This is a genomic window from Duncaniella freteri, assembly GCF_004766125.1.
Lineage (GTDB): Bacteria > Bacteroidota > Bacteroidia > Bacteroidales > Muribaculaceae > Duncaniella > Duncaniella freteri.
Window position 1 is genome coordinate 584225 of the sequence record NZ_SJSA01000002.1, and the last position, 19885, is coordinate 604109.

General features: G+C 47.1%; 16 protein-coding genes and 1 tRNA gene. 11 read left to right on the forward strand and 6 right to left on the reverse strand.

Annotated features, from left to right (window positions below):
* Positions 1-564: 564 nt before the first annotated feature.
* Both EZ315_RS12650 and purT read right to left on the reverse strand, forming a co-directional pair.
* Positions 565-2145 carry a DUF6377 domain-containing protein gene (locus EZ315_RS12650; RefSeq protein WP_135472394.1) on the reverse strand — a complete coding sequence of 527 codons (1581 nt, stop codon included), beginning with the start codon at positions 2143-2145 and terminating at the stop codon, positions 565-567.
* A gap of 28 nt (positions 2146-2173) precedes the next feature.
* Positions 2174-3358 (reverse strand): formate-dependent phosphoribosylglycinamide formyltransferase, encoded by a 1185-nt coding sequence (gene purT / locus EZ315_RS12655; protein ID WP_135472395.1) that lies wholly within the window; start codon positions 3356-3358, stop codon positions 2174-2176.
* A gap of 256 nt (positions 3359-3614) precedes the next feature.
* Between purT and carB the strand changes: the two genes are divergently transcribed.
* Together carB and EZ315_RS16400 are read left to right on the forward strand one after the other, a co-directional pair.
* Complete coding sequence (carB, locus tag EZ315_RS12660; RefSeq protein WP_135472396.1) at positions 3615-6836, forward strand: carbamoyl-phosphate synthase (glutamine-hydrolyzing) large subunit; 3222 nt, start codon at positions 3615-3617, stop codon at positions 6834-6836.
* A gap of 651 nt (positions 6837-7487) precedes the next feature.
* Positions 7488-7631: a hypothetical protein gene (locus EZ315_RS16400; protein ID WP_170957545.1), complete on the forward strand. Its 144-nt coding sequence runs from the start codon at positions 7488-7490 to the stop codon at positions 7629-7631.
* A 325-nt stretch (positions 7632-7956) separates the two neighbouring features.
* Here the strand turns inward: EZ315_RS16400 and EZ315_RS12670 are convergent.
* A tRNA-Ser gene (locus EZ315_RS12670) sits at positions 7957-8043 on the reverse strand.
* Positions 8044-8128: 85 nt separating this feature from the next.
* On the opposite strand from EZ315_RS12670, the gene murB reads away from it, so the two are divergent.
* From murB to EZ315_RS12710, 8 genes are all read left to right on the forward strand, one after another.
* Positions 8129-9145: a UDP-N-acetylmuramate dehydrogenase gene (murB, locus tag EZ315_RS12675; RefSeq protein WP_135472397.1), complete on the forward strand. Its 1017-nt coding sequence runs from the start codon at positions 8129-8131 to the stop codon at positions 9143-9145.
* A 74-nt stretch (positions 9146-9219) separates the two neighbouring features.
* Positions 9220-10530: a UDP-N-acetylglucosamine 1-carboxyvinyltransferase gene (gene murA / locus EZ315_RS12680; RefSeq protein WP_135472398.1), complete on the forward strand. Its 1311-nt coding sequence runs from the start codon at positions 9220-9222 to the stop codon at positions 10528-10530.
* A 41-nt stretch (positions 10531-10571) separates the two neighbouring features.
* Positions 10572-12770, forward strand: coding sequence for a RelA/SpoT family protein (locus tag EZ315_RS12685; RefSeq protein ID WP_135472399.1), 2199 nt, complete (start codon positions 10572-10574; stop codon positions 12768-12770).
* A complete protein-coding gene (locus tag EZ315_RS12690) occupies positions 12751-13605 on the forward strand; it encodes an outer membrane protein assembly factor BamD (RefSeq protein ID WP_135472400.1) in 855 nt (284 codons plus the stop codon). The genes EZ315_RS12685 and EZ315_RS12690 overlap by 20 nt, the downstream gene beginning before the upstream one ends.
* A complete protein-coding gene (locus tag EZ315_RS12695) occupies positions 13595-14956 on the forward strand; it encodes a YihY/virulence factor BrkB family protein (RefSeq protein WP_135472401.1) in 1362 nt (453 codons plus the stop codon). The genes EZ315_RS12690 and EZ315_RS12695 overlap by 11 nt, the downstream gene beginning before the upstream one ends.
* Before the next feature lie 49 nt (positions 14957-15005).
* Entirely contained in the window at positions 15006-15380 is a 375-nt protein-coding gene (locus tag EZ315_RS12700; RefSeq protein ID WP_135472402.1) for a RidA family protein, read from the forward strand.
* 502 nt (positions 15381-15882) lie between these two features.
* Positions 15883-16200: a GNAT family N-acetyltransferase gene (locus EZ315_RS12705; protein WP_170957546.1), complete on the forward strand. Its 318-nt coding sequence runs from the start codon at positions 15883-15885 to the stop codon at positions 16198-16200.
* 179 nt (positions 16201-16379) lie between these two features.
* Positions 16380-16574, forward strand: a complete 195-nt coding sequence (locus EZ315_RS12710; RefSeq protein ID WP_135472404.1) for a response regulator transcription factor — start codon at positions 16380-16382, stop codon at positions 16572-16574.
* Here EZ315_RS12710 and EZ315_RS12715 read toward each other — a convergent pair.
* Positions 16566-17099 carry a hypothetical protein gene (locus EZ315_RS12715; RefSeq protein WP_135472405.1) on the reverse strand — a complete coding sequence of 178 codons (534 nt, stop codon included), beginning with the start codon at positions 17097-17099 and terminating at the stop codon, positions 16566-16568. The genes EZ315_RS12710 and EZ315_RS12715 overlap by 9 nt on opposite strands.
* 208 nt (positions 17100-17307) lie before the next feature.
* On the opposite strand from EZ315_RS12715, the gene EZ315_RS12720 reads away from it, so the two are divergent.
* Positions 17308-17496, forward strand: coding sequence for a hypothetical protein (locus tag EZ315_RS12720; RefSeq protein ID WP_135472406.1), 189 nt, complete (start codon positions 17308-17310; stop codon positions 17494-17496).
* A 10-nt stretch (positions 17497-17506) separates the two neighbouring features.
* Here the strand turns inward: EZ315_RS12720 and istB are convergent, their stop codons facing one another.
* Together istB and istA are read right to left on the reverse strand one after the other, a co-directional pair.
* The gene (gene istB, locus EZ315_RS12725; protein ID WP_135471433.1) at positions 17507-18229 is read right to left on the reverse strand and encodes an IS21-like element helper ATPase IstB; all 723 of its coding nucleotides are present in this window, start codon (positions 18227-18229) and stop codon (positions 17507-17509) included.
* A 33-nt stretch (positions 18230-18262) separates the two neighbouring features.
* Entirely contained in the window at positions 18263-19816 is a 1554-nt protein-coding gene (gene istA / locus EZ315_RS12730; RefSeq protein ID WP_135471434.1) for an IS21 family transposase, read from the reverse strand.
* Between the last annotated feature and the right edge of the window lie 69 nt (positions 19817-19885).

A 19885-nucleotide genomic window follows, 5' to 3' on the forward strand; every position in this document is an offset into this window, starting at 1 on the left:
CGGATATTTAATGAGAAAGGAGTGAACATCGGTGTCTGAATTGTGAGTCCTTGTGTTTGTTACAACATGCGAAGTTAGTAAAAAATATCCATATTCCAAAAACTATTTTTCAGATGCCAGGCAATAAATTCATGGCACTCTAAAAGGATACGAAGGAGCCCCTCCTCACGGAGTGACTCCTTCGTCGTCTTAGCAATAAGACTCTACAAACCTAACATAAAAACACATTTACTATTATGCAATTCGATTACGGTATTCCATACATGAAATAATACAAAAAGTTTTCATCCATTAACCTTTTTCCTTATGTGTTCTGCGAATGGATCTAAAGCGTCGCTTACTTATCCGTAATGCAAAATTAGCACCAATCCTATCCCATATCAAGCCGACAAGACTAAAATTGAGATATTTTACAAGACATTTTAAATGTATATAATTAATGCTCAGTTATTTATATTTTTAGTGGATTCGTAAAAATATAGGTAATATTTAGACTTCAGACAATTGAAATAGGACTAAACAGAACACTTGACGGACGAAAAAGACCAATATTGTCAGATTTGATCATATTGATTTTATCCTCATCACCTCCTCCTCAAACGAGTCTCTGTCAATCGCCCTACTCTTGAATTTGTTACGATAAGTGTATATCGTATAGACCGAATAATTCAACATCTGAGCAATACGCGAAGTATCCTCTATGCCGAGTCTCATCAGCGCGAGAATCCTGAGATCAGTATTCAGCTTTTCACCATCCCGCATAGTAAGTTTCTTTTCCGGCAGAAGAAGACTGTTCACGTCCTCCACAAAAGTCGGATATATATGCAGGAAAGCATCATCAAATATCCGATAGAACTCCTTGGACTGCTCCTCAACAAACTTTCCTGACTTGGTTAGTTTCAACAAGTCCTCCCCTTTCCCGGCTGAAATCTTACGATTGACCAGCTTGCTGAATTGGTTTAGATTGTCCATATAAGTCGAACAAAGATTCAGGAATTGCGATAGATACACATCTTTTGTCCTGTTTGCCTCTGCAAGCTTTGATGACATGCGATGCTGTATCTCATTTTTCTTTTTAACAGTCTTGAAAGTCAGATAGAGAGCTATCAGCAATACAGCGAGGATAGCTATCACAACGAATATCCTGGTACGAAATGATTGAATCTGTGATCTATGAGCATTTTCTATAATAGGCATCTCCTGAGAAGTCTGTATAATCCTGAGTGCGACCTTGCAGTTCACGGCGTTCTGAAGAGCATGCGACAGATAATCATGTGCTCTTTTGATGTCATCACGACTATACAACAACCTCCCGAGTTCCTGAAGAGATGACACCTCAAGGGTAGCGCATCTTATATCAGATATAGCCGACAATGCCAGGTAATATATACGCCCGTGGTAATCACCATTGACATTAGAGATGTCCGACAACAGGTGACACGCACGTGCATACAATGGGTTCTTGTCATCAATATCCGCCACAAGGCTCGTAAGCTCCCTCTCCGCCATATCAAACTTTCTCGAATAGAACAGGTGTTCGACATAGTTCAGCCTGTACTGCGGAGTTTCGTGATTAAGCTCCTTGATAAGAGCTTTTTGGCTTTCTATTTCCCTGTCTCGATATTCTCTGTAGACTTCGGAATAATCGGAATAGAAATTTGAGATGTAATTGTACATCTGCCTTCTGGCATCGTAATACTCAGCTTTCATACCTTTAGGGACAGACGCTTCTGATATGGAATCCATTATGCTCTGTGCGTTTGTTATGAACAGAAGCAGCGGCATAAAAGTGGCTCGTTTGATAGCAAATCTTGTACGTATCGAGTCATTGCCATGCTCTTTTGACATCTCATAACCTCGGTTATAAAATATCAATGCCGAATCAACCTTATATGCATTATACTCCTCCCCTATCTGAAACATCAACCTGATCTGCTCCGACTCAGTCAACTTCCTATTAGAAAGCAGTGATTTAAGTGAGTCTATTGTATGTGTGCGCGATTCTATATATATGTCACACCTCTCCAACTCGCTATCAAGCCTTTTAAGCATACGCGCCACATCCCGCTCATCAATCGTCGGTTTTGCCGACGTGATGAGCGGGAATATGGCGCATATTGTTATAATTATTCGCAGGAACATCATTTTACAGAGAGAAGATGCATCCAAGAGGCTAATGTATATCTATTTCAAGCTTTCCGTAAGCTCGTTCAGCCTTCTCGCGAGCCTCTTCCACTGTATCGGCCGTGGCAAGAATCACACCCATGCGGCGATGCCCTTTGACTTCCGGTTTTCCGAATATCCTCATCTGCACACCAGGTTCTTCAAGCACTTTTTCAAGATTGCCGATCTCAATGCAGCTCGATTCGCCCTCTACCACTACGGCACGAGAGGCGGAAGGACCGAAGAAACGTATCTCAGGCACAGGAAGCCCGAGAAGTGCGCGGGCATGAAGCGCAAATTCACTCATGTCCTGTGATATCATTGTCACCATTCCTGTGTCGTGCGGGCGCGGTGAAACCTCACTGAATATCACATCGTCACCTTTCACAAAAAGCTCGACGCCAAATATGCCATATCCTCCGAGCGCGCTTGTGATCTTGCCGGCTATCTCCTGAGCCTTGTTCTTGGCCTCGGCTGCCATGGCCTGAGGCTGCCATGAATAACGATAATCACCGTCAACCTGAATATGCCCTACCGGCTCACAGAAAGTAGTGCCAGCTATTGAACGCACTGTCAGCAATGTGATCTCATAATCGAAATCGACAAAACCCTCTACTATGACACGGCCAGCCCCGGCACGGCCACCTTCCTGGGCTATGCGCCACGACCGTTCAATGTCATCCTGAGTCTTTATCACGCTCTGCCCATGCCCGCTTGACGACATTATCGGCTTAACGACACATGGGATGCCTACAGCAGCAACAGCATCGACAAACTCACTGTAATCCGAAGCGAAACGATATGGGGAAGTCATGAGACCAAGCTCCTCTGCCGCCAGCCGGCGTATGCCTTCACGATTCATTGTGAGATAAGCGGCATGGGCTGTTGGGGTAACATTATAACCCTCCTTTTCAAGCTCCACAAGGACTTGTGTCGCGATAGCCTCCACTTCCGGGATTATATGGTCAGGTTTCTCTCTCTCAATATTCTCGCGCAAGGCTTTTGGATCAAGCATATTAAACACTAAAGCCTTGTCAGCGACATGCATCGCAGGAGCATTGGCATACTTGTCACATGCCACAACTTCCACTCCCAGCCTCTGAAGTTCGAGTGCCACCTCTTTGCCAAGCTCTCCGCTACCCAATAGCATAGCTTTTCTGCCACACGATGTCCACTTACTTCCAATCTTAGACATATACCTATTTTTAGATTTTAATGAATATAATTACTATTTCCGCATACAAAATTACAAAAATTCCACGAGAGTTCTCAATAATTTTTGCCGGAGTGAGTATTTATTACTAACTTTGCAGCCAAAGAATCACTTTGATGCATTATTACACTTTAAAAACTGATCATACAATAATATAAAAATGCGTTATCCACTCGCAGGGTAACGCATTTTTTCTTATTTGCCATATTCGTCAATTATTCTCACAACTTATACCATTATGGAAAAGAAACTGAAGAAAGTACTCGTACTGGGATCAGGTGCACTTAAGATCGGACAAGCAGGTGAATTTGACTATTCCGGATCTCAGGCACTCAAAGCCCTACGCGAAGAAGGTATCAGCTCAGTGCTGATGAATCCCAACATCGCAACGATCCAGACATCTGAAGGCATTGCCGACAAGGTCTATTTCCTCCCTCTGACACCATATTTTGTTGAAGAGGTCATAAAGAAAGAGCAGCCTGACGGACTTCTGCTCGCGTTCGGCGGTCAGACCGCCCTCAACTGCGGCACCGAATTGTATCTCAGCGGCGTCCTTGACAAATATGGTGTAAAAGTACTTGGCACTTCAGTCGAGGCTATCATGTATACCGAGGACCGTGACCTCTTCGTGAAGAAACTCGACGAGATCCCGATGAAGACTCCGAAGAGCCACGCTGTTGAATGCATGGATGATGCCCTCAAGGCTGCTCGCGAGATAGGCTATCCGGTAATGGTCCGTTCGGCTTATGCTCTTGGTGGTCTTGGAAGCGGAATCTGCACCAATGAGGAGGAGTTTGTCAAGCTTGCTGAAAGCGCATTCACATTCTCCAGCCAGATTCTTGTAGAGGAATCACTCAAAGGATGGAAAGAAATAGAGTTTGAGGTTATCCGCGATGCCAACGACCACTGCTTCACTGTCGCAAGCATGGAGAATTTCGATCCCTTAGGCATACACACAGGAGAATCAATCGTTGTGGCTCCCACCTGCTCTCTCTCTCAGGACCAGGTGGAAATGCTTCAGGAACTTTCCCGCAAGTGCATCCGCCATCTCGGTATCGTAGGAGAATGCAATATACAGTATGCCTTCAATGCCGAGACCAACGACTATCGTGTCATCGAGGTGAACGCCCGCCTGTCGCGCTCTTCAGCCCTTGCATCCAAAGCCACCGGCTACCCGCTGGCATTCGTTGCCGCAAAGATCGCTCTTGGATACACCCTTGACCAGATCGGAGAGATGGGCACCCCTAACTCTGCTTATGTGGCACCATCTCTTGATTATCTGATATGCAAGATTCCAAGATGGGACCTCACCAAGTTTGTAGGTGTGAGCCGCGAGATAGGCTCAAGCATGAAATCGGTAGGCGAAATCATGTCGATAGGTCGCTCATTCGAAGAGATAATCCAGAAGGGTCTGCGCATGATCGGTCAGGGAATGCATGGATTTGTCGGCAACGACGGACTGCATTTCGATGACCTCACACGCGAACTCTCCCACCCCACCGACCTGCGCATCTTTGCTATAGCCCAGGCTCTCGAAGAGGGTTATACCATAGAAAGGATTCATGAGCTTACCAAGATCGACCCATGGTTCCTTGGTAAGCTAAAGAACATTGTGGACTACAAAGAAAAACTTTCCACATATAATAATATAGAAGATATCCCCGCCGATGTGCTTCGTGAAGCCAAGGTACTCGGATTCTCCGACTTCCAGATTGCACGTTTCGTGATCAATCCCGAAGGAAATATGGAGAAAGAAAATCTTCAGGTGCGCGCACGCCGCAAACAGCTCGGCATCCTTCCTGCCGTAAAGCGTATCAACACTGTGGCAAGCGAACATCCCGAACTGACCAATTATCTCTACATGACCTATGCCGTTGAGGGATATGATGTCAATTACTACAAGAATGAGAAATCAGTCGTGGTGCTCGGGTCTGGAGCCTACCGCATCGGCTCGTCAGTAGAGTTCGACTGGTGTTCGGTAAATGCCATTCAGACAGCCCGCAAGCTCGGATATAAGTCGATCATGATCAACTACAACCCCGAGACCGTGTCGACTGACTACGACATGTGCGACCGTCTGTACTTCGATGAACTTTCTTTTGAGAGAGTTCTCGATGTGATCGATCTTGAACAGCCCCGCGGAGTGATTGTGTCTGTAGGAGGACAGATACCTAACAATTTGGCGATGAAGCTTTATCGTCAGTCAGTGCCCATCCTCGGCACATCCCCGATATCAATCGACCGCGCCGAGAACCGCAACAAATTCTCAGCCATGCTCGATCAGCTCGGCATAGACCAACCTGCATGGCAGGAGCTTACAAGCATCGATGATGTAAAGGATTTTGTCGACAAAGTGGGCTACCCTGTGCTTGTACGTCCATCCTATGTATTGTCTGGTGCCGCTATGAATGTATGCTACGACGAAGACGAGCTCGTCAACTTCCTTAAAATGGCAGCTGACGTCTCCAAGGAGTATCCTGTTGTGGTATCCCAGTTCCTGCAAAACACCAAGGAGATCGAATTTGATGCTGTGGCACAGAACGGAGAGATCGTAGAGTATGCCATCTCAGAACACGTGGAGTTTGCAGGTGTTCATTCAGGAGACGCCACTCTTGTGTTCCCGGCTCAGAAAATTTACTTCGCTACAGCACGGCGCATCAAAAAGATCAGCCGCCAGATAGCCAAAGAGCTCAATATATCCGGACCGTTCAATATCCAGTTCCTCGCCCGCAACAACGAGGTCAAGGTTATCGAATGTAATCTTCGCGCATCACGCTCATTCCCGTTTGTGTCAAAGGTGCTGAAACGCAATTTCATCGAGACCGCGACACGTATTATGCTTGATGCCCCCTACACTCGTCCCGACAAGTCGGCTTTCGACATTGACCGTATCGGCGTCAAAGCATCTCAGTTCTCTTTCTCCCGACTCCACAAGGCCGACCCTGTGCTTGGCGTAGACATGTCATCCACCGGAGAAGTGGGATGCATCGGTGATGACTTCGACGAAGCTCTTCTCAATGCCATGCTCGCCACTGGCTTTAATATACCCGAGCGTGGTATAATGCTCTCGTCTGGTGCAGCAAAGAGCAAGGTGGATCTTCTCGACCCGAGCCGTCTTCTTGCAGCTAAGGGATACAAGATCTATGCAACAGCAGGCACAGCAGCATTCCTTAACGAACATGGTATACCTGCCATTCCGGTATATTGGCCCGACGAATGTGCCGATGCCGAGGAGAATGTGATGAAAATGATTGCTGATCACAAGTTCGACCTCATTGTAAACATCCCCAAGAACCACACCAAGCGAGAACTGACCAACGGCTATCGTATACGTCGTGGAGCCATTGACCATAATATTCCACTTATCACTAATGCCCGGCTTGCAGGAGCGTTCATCGAGGCTTTCTGCCACATGAATGTCAATGATATTAGCATCAAGTCATGGCAGGAGTATAAGTAAAGCTACTCTTTAAGGAATATATATCTTATAAAGTACTCAAATAAAGTGGACTAACCATCAGTCCGCTTTATTTTATCCGCAAAAACAAACCGATTGATTTGTTTTTGCGGATATTTTAGTAATTTTGTAATGCCTTTCTTCAAATAAAAAAGAACCTTGAATGTCGATTTCATAACTCACTTTTTTAGTTGCAAAATTAATTTTTTACCTCTCGTTTTCGAGTTATGCAGACTATGGACTAATCAAGTCATTATCAGGTCATTTGAGGACAAATCGTTACCGTTTTTGTCCGGCAGGGAATAGGTAACGATTTAGTAACGAAACTTTGGCTTTTACCGTACGAACACAGTTTTCATAAAAACAATCCTCTGGAGTTCGAGCGATTTGAAAAGCTACATCAAAAGCAAGAGTGGTTTCTTGATGCAGGGGATGAAGATGAGGGTGGTTTCAACAATGCGGTGGAATCATTGTCCAAGAAATTAATATCACATGGAATCTGCGTCGAGCATCATATATCGCCCGGACATCATAATCTTCAATATGTCAAAAGCAATATTCGGAAATACTTAATCTTTTACGGAAACAGGATATGAACGAGTTCAAACAATTAGGTTCACATACGGATTTTACCGCTAATAATTGTATACTGCTATGGAAAGTCGCAAAGTAATCATAACTTGGATTGCCGTTACAGTAGCAGTGATGTTCGCATTGCCGTTTGCTGTGGCAGGATTCGCGTCGGAATGTTTGGGAATGGCTTTGTGTATGATATTGTTTCATGACTTCATAAGGTAATTGGAAATGGAAAGAATGGGTCAGTCCGAAAACCATGTGGGTGATTAATCGTAAACGATGAGTTATAATACTGGTACCCAATCAAGCGGTTGTCTGACATACTTAATTTATAATGCCTTAAAAGAATCTGTATTCTTACATTGCAATATTGGAATTTTTTCAAAATATTATGCCCACAGGGTTTTCGGACTGATCCGAAAGAATCACTGATCAATGCATAGTCGCTCGGCAGTTTTCTTAAATAATACAAAAACACCCAATTTTACATTGTAGGGTGTAAAACTGGGTGTAATTCTTGTAAACGATTGATTTTCAATGTTTATTGCGGAGAGACAGGGATTCGAACCCTGGGTACCCGTAAGGGCACAACGGTTTTCGAGACCGCCCCGATCGACCGCTCCGGCATCTCTCCTTGTGGTCAATTGCGGTGCAAAGGTAGAAATTTATTTTTTAATTTCCATCTGTTTTTATTGAAAATTTTATGCTAAATTTGTGCTATGATTACTACGCGACAAAATTTCGAGTTATCATCCGTGACCACATTTGCTATTCCAGCAAAATGCGGCTGCTATATCGAGTATGACTGCCCTGAGGATATCCCGTTCATACTCTCCACTTTACGCCCTGACGTTGACTTCATTCATATCGGAGGAGGCAGCAATCTGCTATTCACATCCGATTTCCCTGGGGTTGTGGTCCACAGCGCGATCAAAGGGATAGAAGTGATTGACGAGACACCATCGGAAGTAAAGGTCATGGTCGGTGCCGGAGAAAAAATGGACGATTTCATCCTATGGGCTTGTGACCGCCGGCTTTGGGGCATAGAGAACCTGTCAGGAATCCCCGGAGAAGTGGGAGCATCTGCTGTGCAGAATGTTGGGGCATATGGCTCGGAAGCAGCCGATGCCATTGTTGAAGTCAATGCCTACGACCGAGAAAGGGAGGAATTTGTGACAATAGAATGCAACGATTGCCATTACGGCTATCGTGACTCAATATTCAAGCGACAGGAATTGCGGGGATGCATGATAATACACTCCGTTGTCTACAGGCTTTCAAAAGAACCGAAACCCAATATCAACTATCCCGCACTCAAGCACTTATTCCCCACCCCACCTTCCACTCCTTCACAAGTGCGCGAGGCGGTGATCAATGTTCGTAATTCCAAGCTCCCCGACCCCACTGAAGTGCCGAGCGCAGGAAGTTTCTTTAAGAACCCTGTGGTCAGCAATGAGCAACTGGAGCATGTAATCGAAGTGGAAGGCAACGACTCATTCCCTCACTTCAATACCGAAGGTGGCTGGAAAATTCCGGCAGCGTGGCTGATTGACCGATGCGGGTGGAAAGGACATCGGTCCGGCAATGTGGCTGTATGGCATCTGCAACCACTGGTGATTATAAACCCTGACCGCAACGCTACAGCTTCAGAGGTATTGGATCTCGAAAATGCTATCAAAGCGTCTGTCAGAGAGAGATATGGCATCACATTGAATCCAGAAGTTGAACACATCTGACCACAACCACGTTAGCACAATATAAAAATTGTATACACATCACTCTTCCTCTATTTTATCAACTATTTAAAACAATGAGCAAATACATCATCGAAGGCGGACATCGCCTGAACGGCAACATAAAACCACAAGGAGCAAAAAATGAAGCACTCCAGGTGATTAGCGCAGTGCTGCTGACCTCGGAGCCTGTCACCATTCATAATGTGCCTAACATACTGGACGTGAAAAACCTCATTGACCTCCTCAGGGCAATGAATGTCAAGGTGGAAAAGATCGGTGAACACAGCTACCGGTTCCAAGCCGATGATCTTGATGAGGACTACATATCAAGTGCCGATTTTGTAGCACGTTGCGCCGGATTGCGAGGCTCTGTGCTCGTTGTAGGACCTTTGCTTGCACGCCTTGGTCAATCATATTTTGCCAAGCCCGGTGGTGATAAAATAGGCCGACGCAAGGTCGACACCCACATCTCCGGACTCTCCAAGCTCGGAGCTATGATAGCCTATAACGAAGAGCGTCAGGCATATTACCTTGTAACAGTCAACGGTCTTAAAGGATGCTACATGCTCCTCGACGAGGCTTCTGTGACAGGCACCGCAAACATCATAATGGCTGCATCACTCGCTGAAGGCACTACCACCATTTATAATGCAGCCTGCGAGCCATATGTGCAGCAACTGTGCAGAATGCTTTCTCAGATGGGAGTTAAGATCGAAGGCATCGGCTCCAACCTGCTTCGCATCACAGGGACGGACCATATCGGCGGAGCGGACCATACCATACTCCCCGACATGATCGAGGTGGGAAGTTTCATTGGCATGGCTGCACTCACTCAAAGCGAGCTCACCATCAAGGATGTGTCCTACGATAATCTTGGTATAATCCCCGATTCTTTCCGCAGGCTAGGCATCAGACTCGAACGCCGTGGCGACGATATCTTCATCCCTGCACAGGATGTATACGAGATCGAAACCAACCTCGACGGATCGATCCCCACCATAGCCGATGCTCCATGGCCCGGATTGACCCCCGACCTTCTTTCTGTAATGCTTGTGACCGCGACACAATGTCGAGGATCAGTGCTGATACACCAAAAGATGTTTGAAAGCCGCCTGTTCTTTGTCGACCGGCTCATTGACATGGGCGCACAGATCATGCTATGCGACCCTCACCGCGCTGTGGTGATAGGCCTTGACCACAAAATGCCCCTTAGAGCCAACAATATGCACTCCCCCGACATCCGAGCCGGAATAGCGATGCTAATAGCAGCCTTGAGTGCGAAAGGCATGTCGACGATCGACAACATCGACCAGATCGACCGTGGATACGAAGCTATCGACACCCGCCTGTCATCGGCCGGAGCATGCATCTCCAGGCGAGAATAGAAATCTCTCAAGTCAAGTCAAGCCCATCTCTACTCTACAAAATGGAAGGAAACAACAAACAGCTGTCCGATATACGCGAACTTGTACGCCGGCTCGCCTCTGAGGCTTCGGTTGTGAGCGAGCCTACCGACTATGCCAAGATTCGCAAGGTACACAAAGAAGCCATCAAATCCGGATATTTGCCATCACGCACCCACGGTATCGACCCTTCGGTGCGCTCGATAGAGACATGCATAGCACTATGTGAGATGGTATCGCCTGACCGCAACATGATTGTAGCAACACTCATATATAATCTGTGTGCGGCAGGAGTGCTTGATATCAACCGCATAGAAGAACTATGGGATGCCGATGTGGCTCACCTTGTCACCGGACTGATGAAAGTGACCACTCTTTACGGCAAACAGACTGTAGTAAAAACCGACAATTTCCGTCGGCTCCTTATGGCACTTGCCGATGACATACGTGTCATCATAATCATGATAGTAGACCGCCTGACGCTTATGAGGGCGATCAACCATCATCCTGACGAAAAATTCGTCATCGATACAGCTTTTGAAGCGAATTATCTGTACGCACCCCTCGCCCATCGCCTCGGCCTTTACAAAATAAAGAGCGAGCTTGAGGACATGTCGCTCAAATACTCGTCAAGGGAAACCTATACAAAGATAGCTCGTGAGCTCAACGAGACAAAAGCGGCTCGTGACGCATATATCGCATCGTTCATAGCCCCGGTGAAAGAGAAACTCGACAAGACCGGGCTAAAATATGAAATCAAAGGGCGCACCAAAAGCATATTCTCCATCTGGAATAAGCTGCGCAAGCAACAGGTGGAACTGTCGGGCATCTATGACCTCTTCGCCATCCGTATCATTCTTGATGTACCGCGTGAGGATGAGAAAGCTGAGTGCTGGAGGGTGTTCTCGATAGTCACGGATATGTACACCTCCAATCCGAAAAGGCTCAAGGACTGGCTCTCAATCCCTAAAGGCAATGGCTACGAGTCTCTCCACACCACCGTCATGGGACCTGACAGCAAATGGGTCGAAGTCCAGATACGCACTCGCAGGATGGACCTCGTTGCAGAAAAAGGTCTCGCAGCCCACTGGAAATACAAGGGCATAAAGAGCGAGGGCCAACTGGACGCATGGATGAACAATGTTCGTGACATTCTTGAGACCGCCGACGGCCCCATGGAGCTCATGAAAAATTTCAAGATGGACCTGTATGACAAAGAGGTGTTCATCTTCACTCCTATGGGCGACCTCTACAGGCTCCCTATGGGAGCATCTGTGCTCGACTTCGCTTTTGCCGTACATTCTAAACTCGGATGCTCATGTGTCGGCGGCAAGGTGAACGGACGAAACCGCAAACTCAATCACAAGCTCTCGTCGGGCGACACAGTAGAAATCACAACATCTCCGTCGCAAACCCCCAAACTCGACTGGCTCAACTTCGTAGTGACCAACAAGGCACGCAACAAGATACGCCAGACCATCAATGAGCGAGCCAACCGATCGTCAGAATTCGGTCGTGAACTGCTGCAACGCCGCTGTAAAAACCGGAAAATAGAACTTGAGGAGGGCACACTGATGCGATCCATAAAAAAACTGGGATATCGCACAGTCACTGACTTCTATAAAGCCATAGCAGATGAATCGATCGATGTCAACGATGTCATAGCCACCTATGAGCTAATTTATTCTGCCGAACATAAAGCTGAGATTGAGAGGCGAAGCGCAGAGGAGTTCGAGCTAATAGACCCGAACGAACGCCTTTCAGATGGCAATGATGACATACTTGTGATCGGCGATAACATAAAGGGGGTCAATTACCGGCTGTCAAAATGCTGCAACCCCATCTATGGAGATGATGTGTTCGGATTCGTATCGGCAGAAGGTGTCATCAAGATCCACCGCATGAATTGCCCGAATTCAAATCACATACGCGAACGCTATCCTTATCGCGTGATACGCACACGCTGGTCAGGGAAAGCAGGCAATCAGTTTGCCGCCACAGTGCGCATCTTGGGCAACGACGACATAAGTATTGTGACCAATATCACATCCATAATCAACAAAGAGAAGGATGTCAATATGCGCAACATATCAATCGAGTCGCATGATGGAATGTTCTCTGGCTTCCTCGTGCTTGGTATCAACGACACATCCGCGCTCAACAATATAATCAAAAAAATAAAAACCGTAAAAGGCGTAAAAGATGTTCAACGCAGCAATTAGACAATGGCGTACACCACTCGCCATATTTACCTCATTAACCCTGCTTGCCTCCTGTTCAGGCTCGGCAGACAAGGATAGAGCACAGGCACTCCTTGACTCCGCCACTCAGGCGTTCGATTCAGGCAACTATATCCTGGCTCTCTCTATTACGGACTCTCTAAAAAGAAGCTATCCCTCACAGATTGACATACGCCGCAAGGCATTACATCTCACTACTCGTGCCACTGAAGGCCTGACGCTCCATAGGCTTGAGACAGCCGACTCCCTTCTTGCGACTCTCGGAGTGAAAGGAGATTCATTGCAGAAACTTATCCGCTATGTCAAGAATCCGATAGAAGGATACTATGTAGGCATCAATGCCAAGGACGGAGGCATAGTCGGCTCCAACGGCATTCAGGCACGACTTACACCCAACGGCAACTTCTATCTTATATCGTCACTCAAGTCCAAGGCTGTGAAAAGCACATCGGTCACAGTGGCATGCGATGGGGCAAGCGCATCGACCTCTACAGTTGCATACGACGGCGAGCGGAACGACCGTTCAATGGGTGCTGAAGTAATTACATACATGGGTGCTGAATGCGACTCCCTTGGTCATTTCATCCAGCTGCACTATTCCCAGCCCATGACTCTGACATTTAATGGTTCCACATCATACTCCATGCCTCTCCCACAGGCTCAGGCTCAGGAAATAGCCACCTTGTATGAATACTCCACCACTATGCGACGAGCAAAAGTGGCATCACTGGAAAAAGAAAAGCTCACCCGCGCGCTCGATATAGCAAGAGCCCAGGCAGCAAAGACATATGTAGAGCCATCTGACGATGAAAAGTGAAAAGAAGTTTACCGAAAGGATTGAATCACGTTACAAGAGCATCTACGCTCGTGTAATGGCCATATGGGCATACTGCTCAGAAGGAGTGTGGGAGGACCATAGGACCACGCTTAAGGTCAACATCATCAAGACCGTCAATCTAACTGTAAAGACTTTTTTAAGCTCAAATCTTCAAAGCAAGGCGTGCGCTATGACCTATCGCACACTTCTTGCCATAGTCCCGGCTCTGGCTTTGGTATTCGCCATAGGCAGAGGATTCGGATTCCAGAACCTGCTGCAAACACAGCTTTTCCATTATTTTCCATCCCAGCATAAAGCACTGGAGATGGCTTTCTCGTTTGTCGATTCCTGCCTCGCCCAAGCTTCGGAAGGGATATTTGTAGGTGTGGGTCTGGTTTTCCTCCTATGGACCATTATATCGCTCCTTGACAGCGTTGAAGAGACTTTCAACGAGGTGTGGGGAGTCACTGTCGACCGATCCATATTCCGCAAAGTCACTGACTATCTTGCCATCTGCATAATTCTACCTGTGTTAATGATATGCTCCGGTGGTCTTCAGATATTCATGTCAAAAACCATACAGCACCTTCTGCCGTTTGATTTCGTTACGCCTTTTATCGAATTCCTCCTTGACTGTGTCAGCTTCCTGTTCGCATGGTTATTCTTTACAGGAGCCTACATGCTAATACCTAATGCCAAGGTTAAGTTCAAAAACGCATTTCCGGCAGGAGCTATAGCAGGAACCTCATTTCAGGTGCTGCAATGGCTGTTCGTCACAGGACAGCTGTATGTCTCCAAATACAATGCCATCTACGGCTCTTTCTCGTTCCTTCCATTGATGCTCATATGGATGCAGATGTCATGGCTGATCACCCTTGCCGGAGCTCTTATATGCTGCTCAGCACAGAACATATCTCTGTTCAGTTTCAACAAGCAGACGCAAAACATATCTGAGAATTACCGCCGCAAAGTGTCTATCGCAGTGCTGTCAACAGTCCTAAAACGATTTGCAGCAGGCGAATCCCCACTTACTGTAGCCCAAATAGCCAGCAGATATGACATCCCGTCACGCCTTGCAGCCAATATCACAGAACGGCTGCTCAACTGTGGCCTACTTGTCAGGGTCGCCCCTCTGGGGGAAACAGAGATATCCGATGATCTCCCCATACAGCCCTCCCTGAGCATTGATCATTACACTGTCTCCTTTGTCATCGACACGCTCCGCAATCATGGAGAAGACAACTTCATACCTGGTTTTGATAAAGAATTCCCAGAAGTCGTGAAAGTGTGCGACGAAATATATCGGCAGATATCTTCGGCAGAGGGAAAGACCCTTCTTACCGATCTTTAAATACCCCAATTTTCAATTATATATTCATTATTAATCATTTCTAAAAGTTATGAAAGAAGTAATCTCCACAACATCAGCTCCAGCAGCTATTGGTCCCTACAGCCAGGCCATCAAGTGCGGCTCACTGCTTTTCTGCTCTGGTCAGATCCCTGTAAATCCTGCCACCGGCGAAGTCCCTGAAGGCATCCAGGCTCAGACAGAACAATCTCTTGCTAACGTAAAAGCCCTCCTTGCTGCGGCGGGAACCAGCATTGACCGCGTGGTTAAAACCACCGTTTTCCTTGCCGACATGAGCCTTTTCGGCCCCATGAACGAAGTATATGGCCGCACATTCTCTGAGCCATTCCCGGCTCGTTCAGCTGTCGCTGTACGCGAACTTCCCAAACAAGTGCTTGTTGAAATCGAAGTGATAGCTGAGGTATAAAGCCTTTTAACACAACAACGTCTTTTGGATGGTTGCGCTAATCATGCGCAACCATCTTTTTTATATGCAGTTGGATTCATTTATGGTATTTACAACCATTTATTACTCAATAATTTGCAAGCAATAAGTCAGAAATATGGTCGTAACCTTTAACGGTACATTCTAAAGGATGAAGATTTAATGCTTTTATTGATTCTTAACTTATTTGGGGTGTCAATACGAACGGTTTCTTCTTTTTTCAGTGCAGTTTGTTTCCGATATTCCACTTCTATTTTAGCTCATTGTCAAAGCCACTGCAAAGGTACTATATTTTGTTAGCCTTGTCTTTTGGTTGCACTGTATTTTTCAAACACGATATATGAGATCATGAAAGTTACGGAAATAAGAGGTAGTATAACTTAAAACTCAAATATGTCTTGACAAAATTCGTCAAGGTACATTTGGTCAAGTGGCGAATTTGTTGTAACTTTGTCTCCTGAATGACAGAATCAGCCGTCAGGATGTGACGAACAGTCAATGGAAAAAGATTAAGGGAGGATTCCCCGAGCGTAAGCAATTCGGAAGTTATCCGGCTATCAAGATTGGCCGATTCGCAGTATCGTCACAATATAAAGGGCGTAATATCGGTACTGACCTGATGAACCTCCTAAAAGGTATGCTCAACGAGAATCCCAACTACTCCGCTTTCCGTTACCTGACTGTTGATGCGTATCTATCCGCCATCGATTTCTATCAAAAGAATGATTTCAAGATATTATCAGAGAAGATTTTGAGTGACCACACCCGTTTGATGTTCTTCGATATGATGGAGTTGGAATAATTAGCTCTTACGCATAACTCGCATTTTGAGATGAAAACGACCGACGATTTCTTCATTCCCGATAATGAGTCGTATCGGCATCTACCCATACATCTCCCGGTCATATCGAGATACACCGTGTCGATTCTTCGGAATATTTTGAATATAACCGAAATACCCGCAGATGGGACAAACAGCAGATGCCATCTCTTACCGATGGGGAAAAGGCGGTGCTTACTCTTTCAATTCAAGGGTATACCATGTCGGAGATAGCCGACAGAATCTGTCTGTCACCTGACACCATCAAGAAATACCGTCAGCGCATATTCGAGAAACTTGATGTTCGCAATATCTCTGAAGCCATCGTAGCGGCTACAAACAACAAGTTACTCTAAATTCTTGCACTGGTAGAATCGAGGGAAGTGTTTGACCTCACGTCCGACCGCGATGTTGGCTGCTATTCTTGCGCTCATATATGCCGCCGTTTTGTTTGCAGTATCGTTAGTTACCCCTTTCTCTATATCCGTCAGAGAATTGCGTAACCAGTTGCAGCCCTCCACATTCCAAAATGCGCAGTAACCCACCATATAGTTAGCCGCCCACTGTCTGAGGTTCGGTTTATTCAACAGATCTCGGCCTTCGCCCGGCATTACCACAATAGCTCCGGCTCCATTTACAAAGTCAAATGGAAGGATTAAAGGTATAATCGCATCTTTTGACCGACAAGAACTGCCTTCATTGACACTTTCTGCAATAACATCAACATTACTCGGCATAGTCATTCCATCAGAAGATGTTATTATTTGAATGGACTCAAAGCCCAACTGTTTAAGTTCAGCTTTGATGCTGTCTATAAACTCTATCGTCCCTATAACCGCAATCCGGCAGTATGCAATCCGGCGTTTTTCTTCACTTGTCATATTCATAATTTATTTTCACTGCAAAATTAGAACTACCCCCTCTGTTGTGCCATACCTAAAAGTGTATGTTTTCACAGCTAAACGCATTTGTACACTTTTGGGTATGGCAAGGAATTTTTCTCAGTATTAATTTTGCATCAGAAAAATTTTGGTTATGAACAAGACTCTTATTATATGTTGCTTAGCATTGTCTTTGGCATCATGTACTATGCAAAGACTTCCGCCATTCTCCTCTGAGAGCTGGCATATTGACAGTTATTCCGGTAATGCCAAAAGCAACACTGGTCTTGAGTTCGGATTCGGTTGCGAATGGATGATTACAGATACCGCGCTGATTCAGATGGAAAAACCGGAGCAGACTGGGACAGTGCGCCGGAGCAGACTGGGACACTTTTGATGCTGCAAAGTTAATGATTTTTTCTGAGACTGTCGCCTTTTAGCTCAAAACGTATCGCTGAGTGCACCATCCGGTCGAGTATGGCGTCGGCGGCGGTGGTGTTTGTCTCCAGACAGTCGTACCAGTCGGAGACGGGGATTTGCGAGGCTATGATTGTCGCCTTGCGGCCGTGGCGGTCCTCGATGATCTCCATAAGGTCGAGTATCTGCTCGTTGTTGAGTTTCTTGATTCCGAAGTCGTCGATTATGATCAGGTCGTAAGAGGCTATCTTCTCGAAGAGCCTCTTGGTCTGACGCTCGACTCTTGCCATGGCGAGGTCTTCCATGAGTTTGAGGATGCTCCAGTAGCGGGTCTTGAAGCCGGATATGCAGGCATGATGTCCGAGGGCCGATGCGAGCCAGCTTTTGCCCGTGCCGGTGGCTCCGGTTATGATCACAGGAATGCCGCGCCTGATGTATTCGCCGGCACACATCTGGGTGATGTATGCTTTGTCAAGACCACGCGCAGAGTCGTATGCGAGTTCGTCGACTGACACCTGATAGCGGAACCGGGCGTTTTTGAGAAGCCGGGCATTCCGGTTTGCCCGGCGCATGTCGTGTTCTCCCTGAAGGAGAAGACGGAGTCCGTCCACGATGTTGAGTGAAGTTGCCTGACGTGTTTCCATCAGGCTCTGCCATGTCTGCGCCATTCCCGGAAGGCGCATCTGTCGGAGTTCAGAAAGGATTCTTTCCATTGATTGTGTTGTTTTTATGTAAATGGTGGATTATTATGCGAAAGCCGCTTTTCCGCGGATGTTGGAGTGATTTCCGGGAGGCGTCAGTTCATCGGCGTTCTCACGGAAGCCCTCGCATTGTGTCTTGATGAGAGCCTTGACGAACCTGTAGCGCAGATTGCCGTGGCAGACGGCTATGGTACATGCCTGACGGAACAGGGCCGGGTCGCTGTCGCGTTGGAGACTGAAGAAGCCCTGGGCAGTGCGGAAGTATACCTGTTCGGGCTGTCCTCCGGCGAATATGGCCTCTATTATTGTCTTGAACTCGGGGCTGATGCGTTCGGCTTTGGATATGAAGTACTCGGCGCTGTATGCGCGGTATTCCCTTGATTTTGGAGGAAGGTGCTCCTCGACATAGGTGTAGTCGTTGCGGCGGTATGAGCGCATGTGTGTGGCCACGCATTCTCCCGAGTGATATACGCGTACCTGCGTGGCTGTGAAGGTGACATCCACCTGCTGCCCGATCAGACGGTAAGGCACGGAGTATGAGTTGCGGTTCGCCCCGAAGGTGATGAAGCTGTTCGGGGCCACCTTCAGTGTGGCGCGGCGTTTGAACTCGAACGGAGCCTGCGGTAGCGGAGCCAGCATCGGTTTCTCGGAGGCCAGGAAGCACTCACGCCGCGAGTAATCGCAGCCGGTCAGCCGCTTCTGGTTATAGCGGTCGACAAGCTCAGCGACTGCCTCGTTTAGTTCTTCCAGAGAGTGGAAGATGCGGTTGCGCAGCGGGGCGTAGATATGACGGTAGGCCTTGTTGACGGCATCCTCGACCAGAGCCTTGTCCTTGGGCTTGCGAACTCTCGCGGGCTGTGCCACACACAGATAGTGGTTGGCAAGGTCGTTCATGCCTGTAGTCAGGTCAGGTTCGTAGGAATCGGCCTTCTTGACCGCCGATTTCAGATTGTCAGGCACCAGTATCTTCGGGACACCTCCGAAAAACTCCAGAGCCCTGACCGTGGCCATCAGAAACTGCTCTATCCCCTGTGACCGCACGCACATGACAAAAGTCATGCCCGAGTACGGCATTATGGCCACATACGTCTCCACAAACACCTCCTCCCCTGTGTCAGTGTCAATATACGACAGACGGTCCCCGGCAAAGTCAATCAGCATCTTCTGTCCCGGCTGATACAGGTCGCGAAGTAACGTCGAGGGAGTGACCGCTTTCATATGCTGGGATATGTGATAGCGGAACTGCGACAGGCTGTAGCCGTCGGGGTGATCTCTGCGGTATTCCTCCCATAACAGCTGCGATGTGACATGCGGTTTTTTCAGTTCTTTCTCCAAAGCGGGCAGAAGTTCCTTCAGAACTTCCATCCGCTCATCGCAATACGCCGGGCTGCCCCCGTTGAAACGGTGGTTCAGAACCGTGTCCTCCAGCGCTATAAGTTCGCGTGTCGTAAGAGGGTCCGCCTCAGCTATCGACTTGTAGCGGCTGACTGTGTTCTTGCTGATATGGAGCGCTGAAGCAATTGAACGGATCGATTCCTTTTGCGACAGGCGTATCAGCACCTGCTTGATGATATTCATGCTTATCGGTTGTGTTGCCATGGCTATATTCCTTATTTATGGGAATATAGCTGAAAATCATCAAAAGTGTCCCAGCATGCTCCGGTTTTT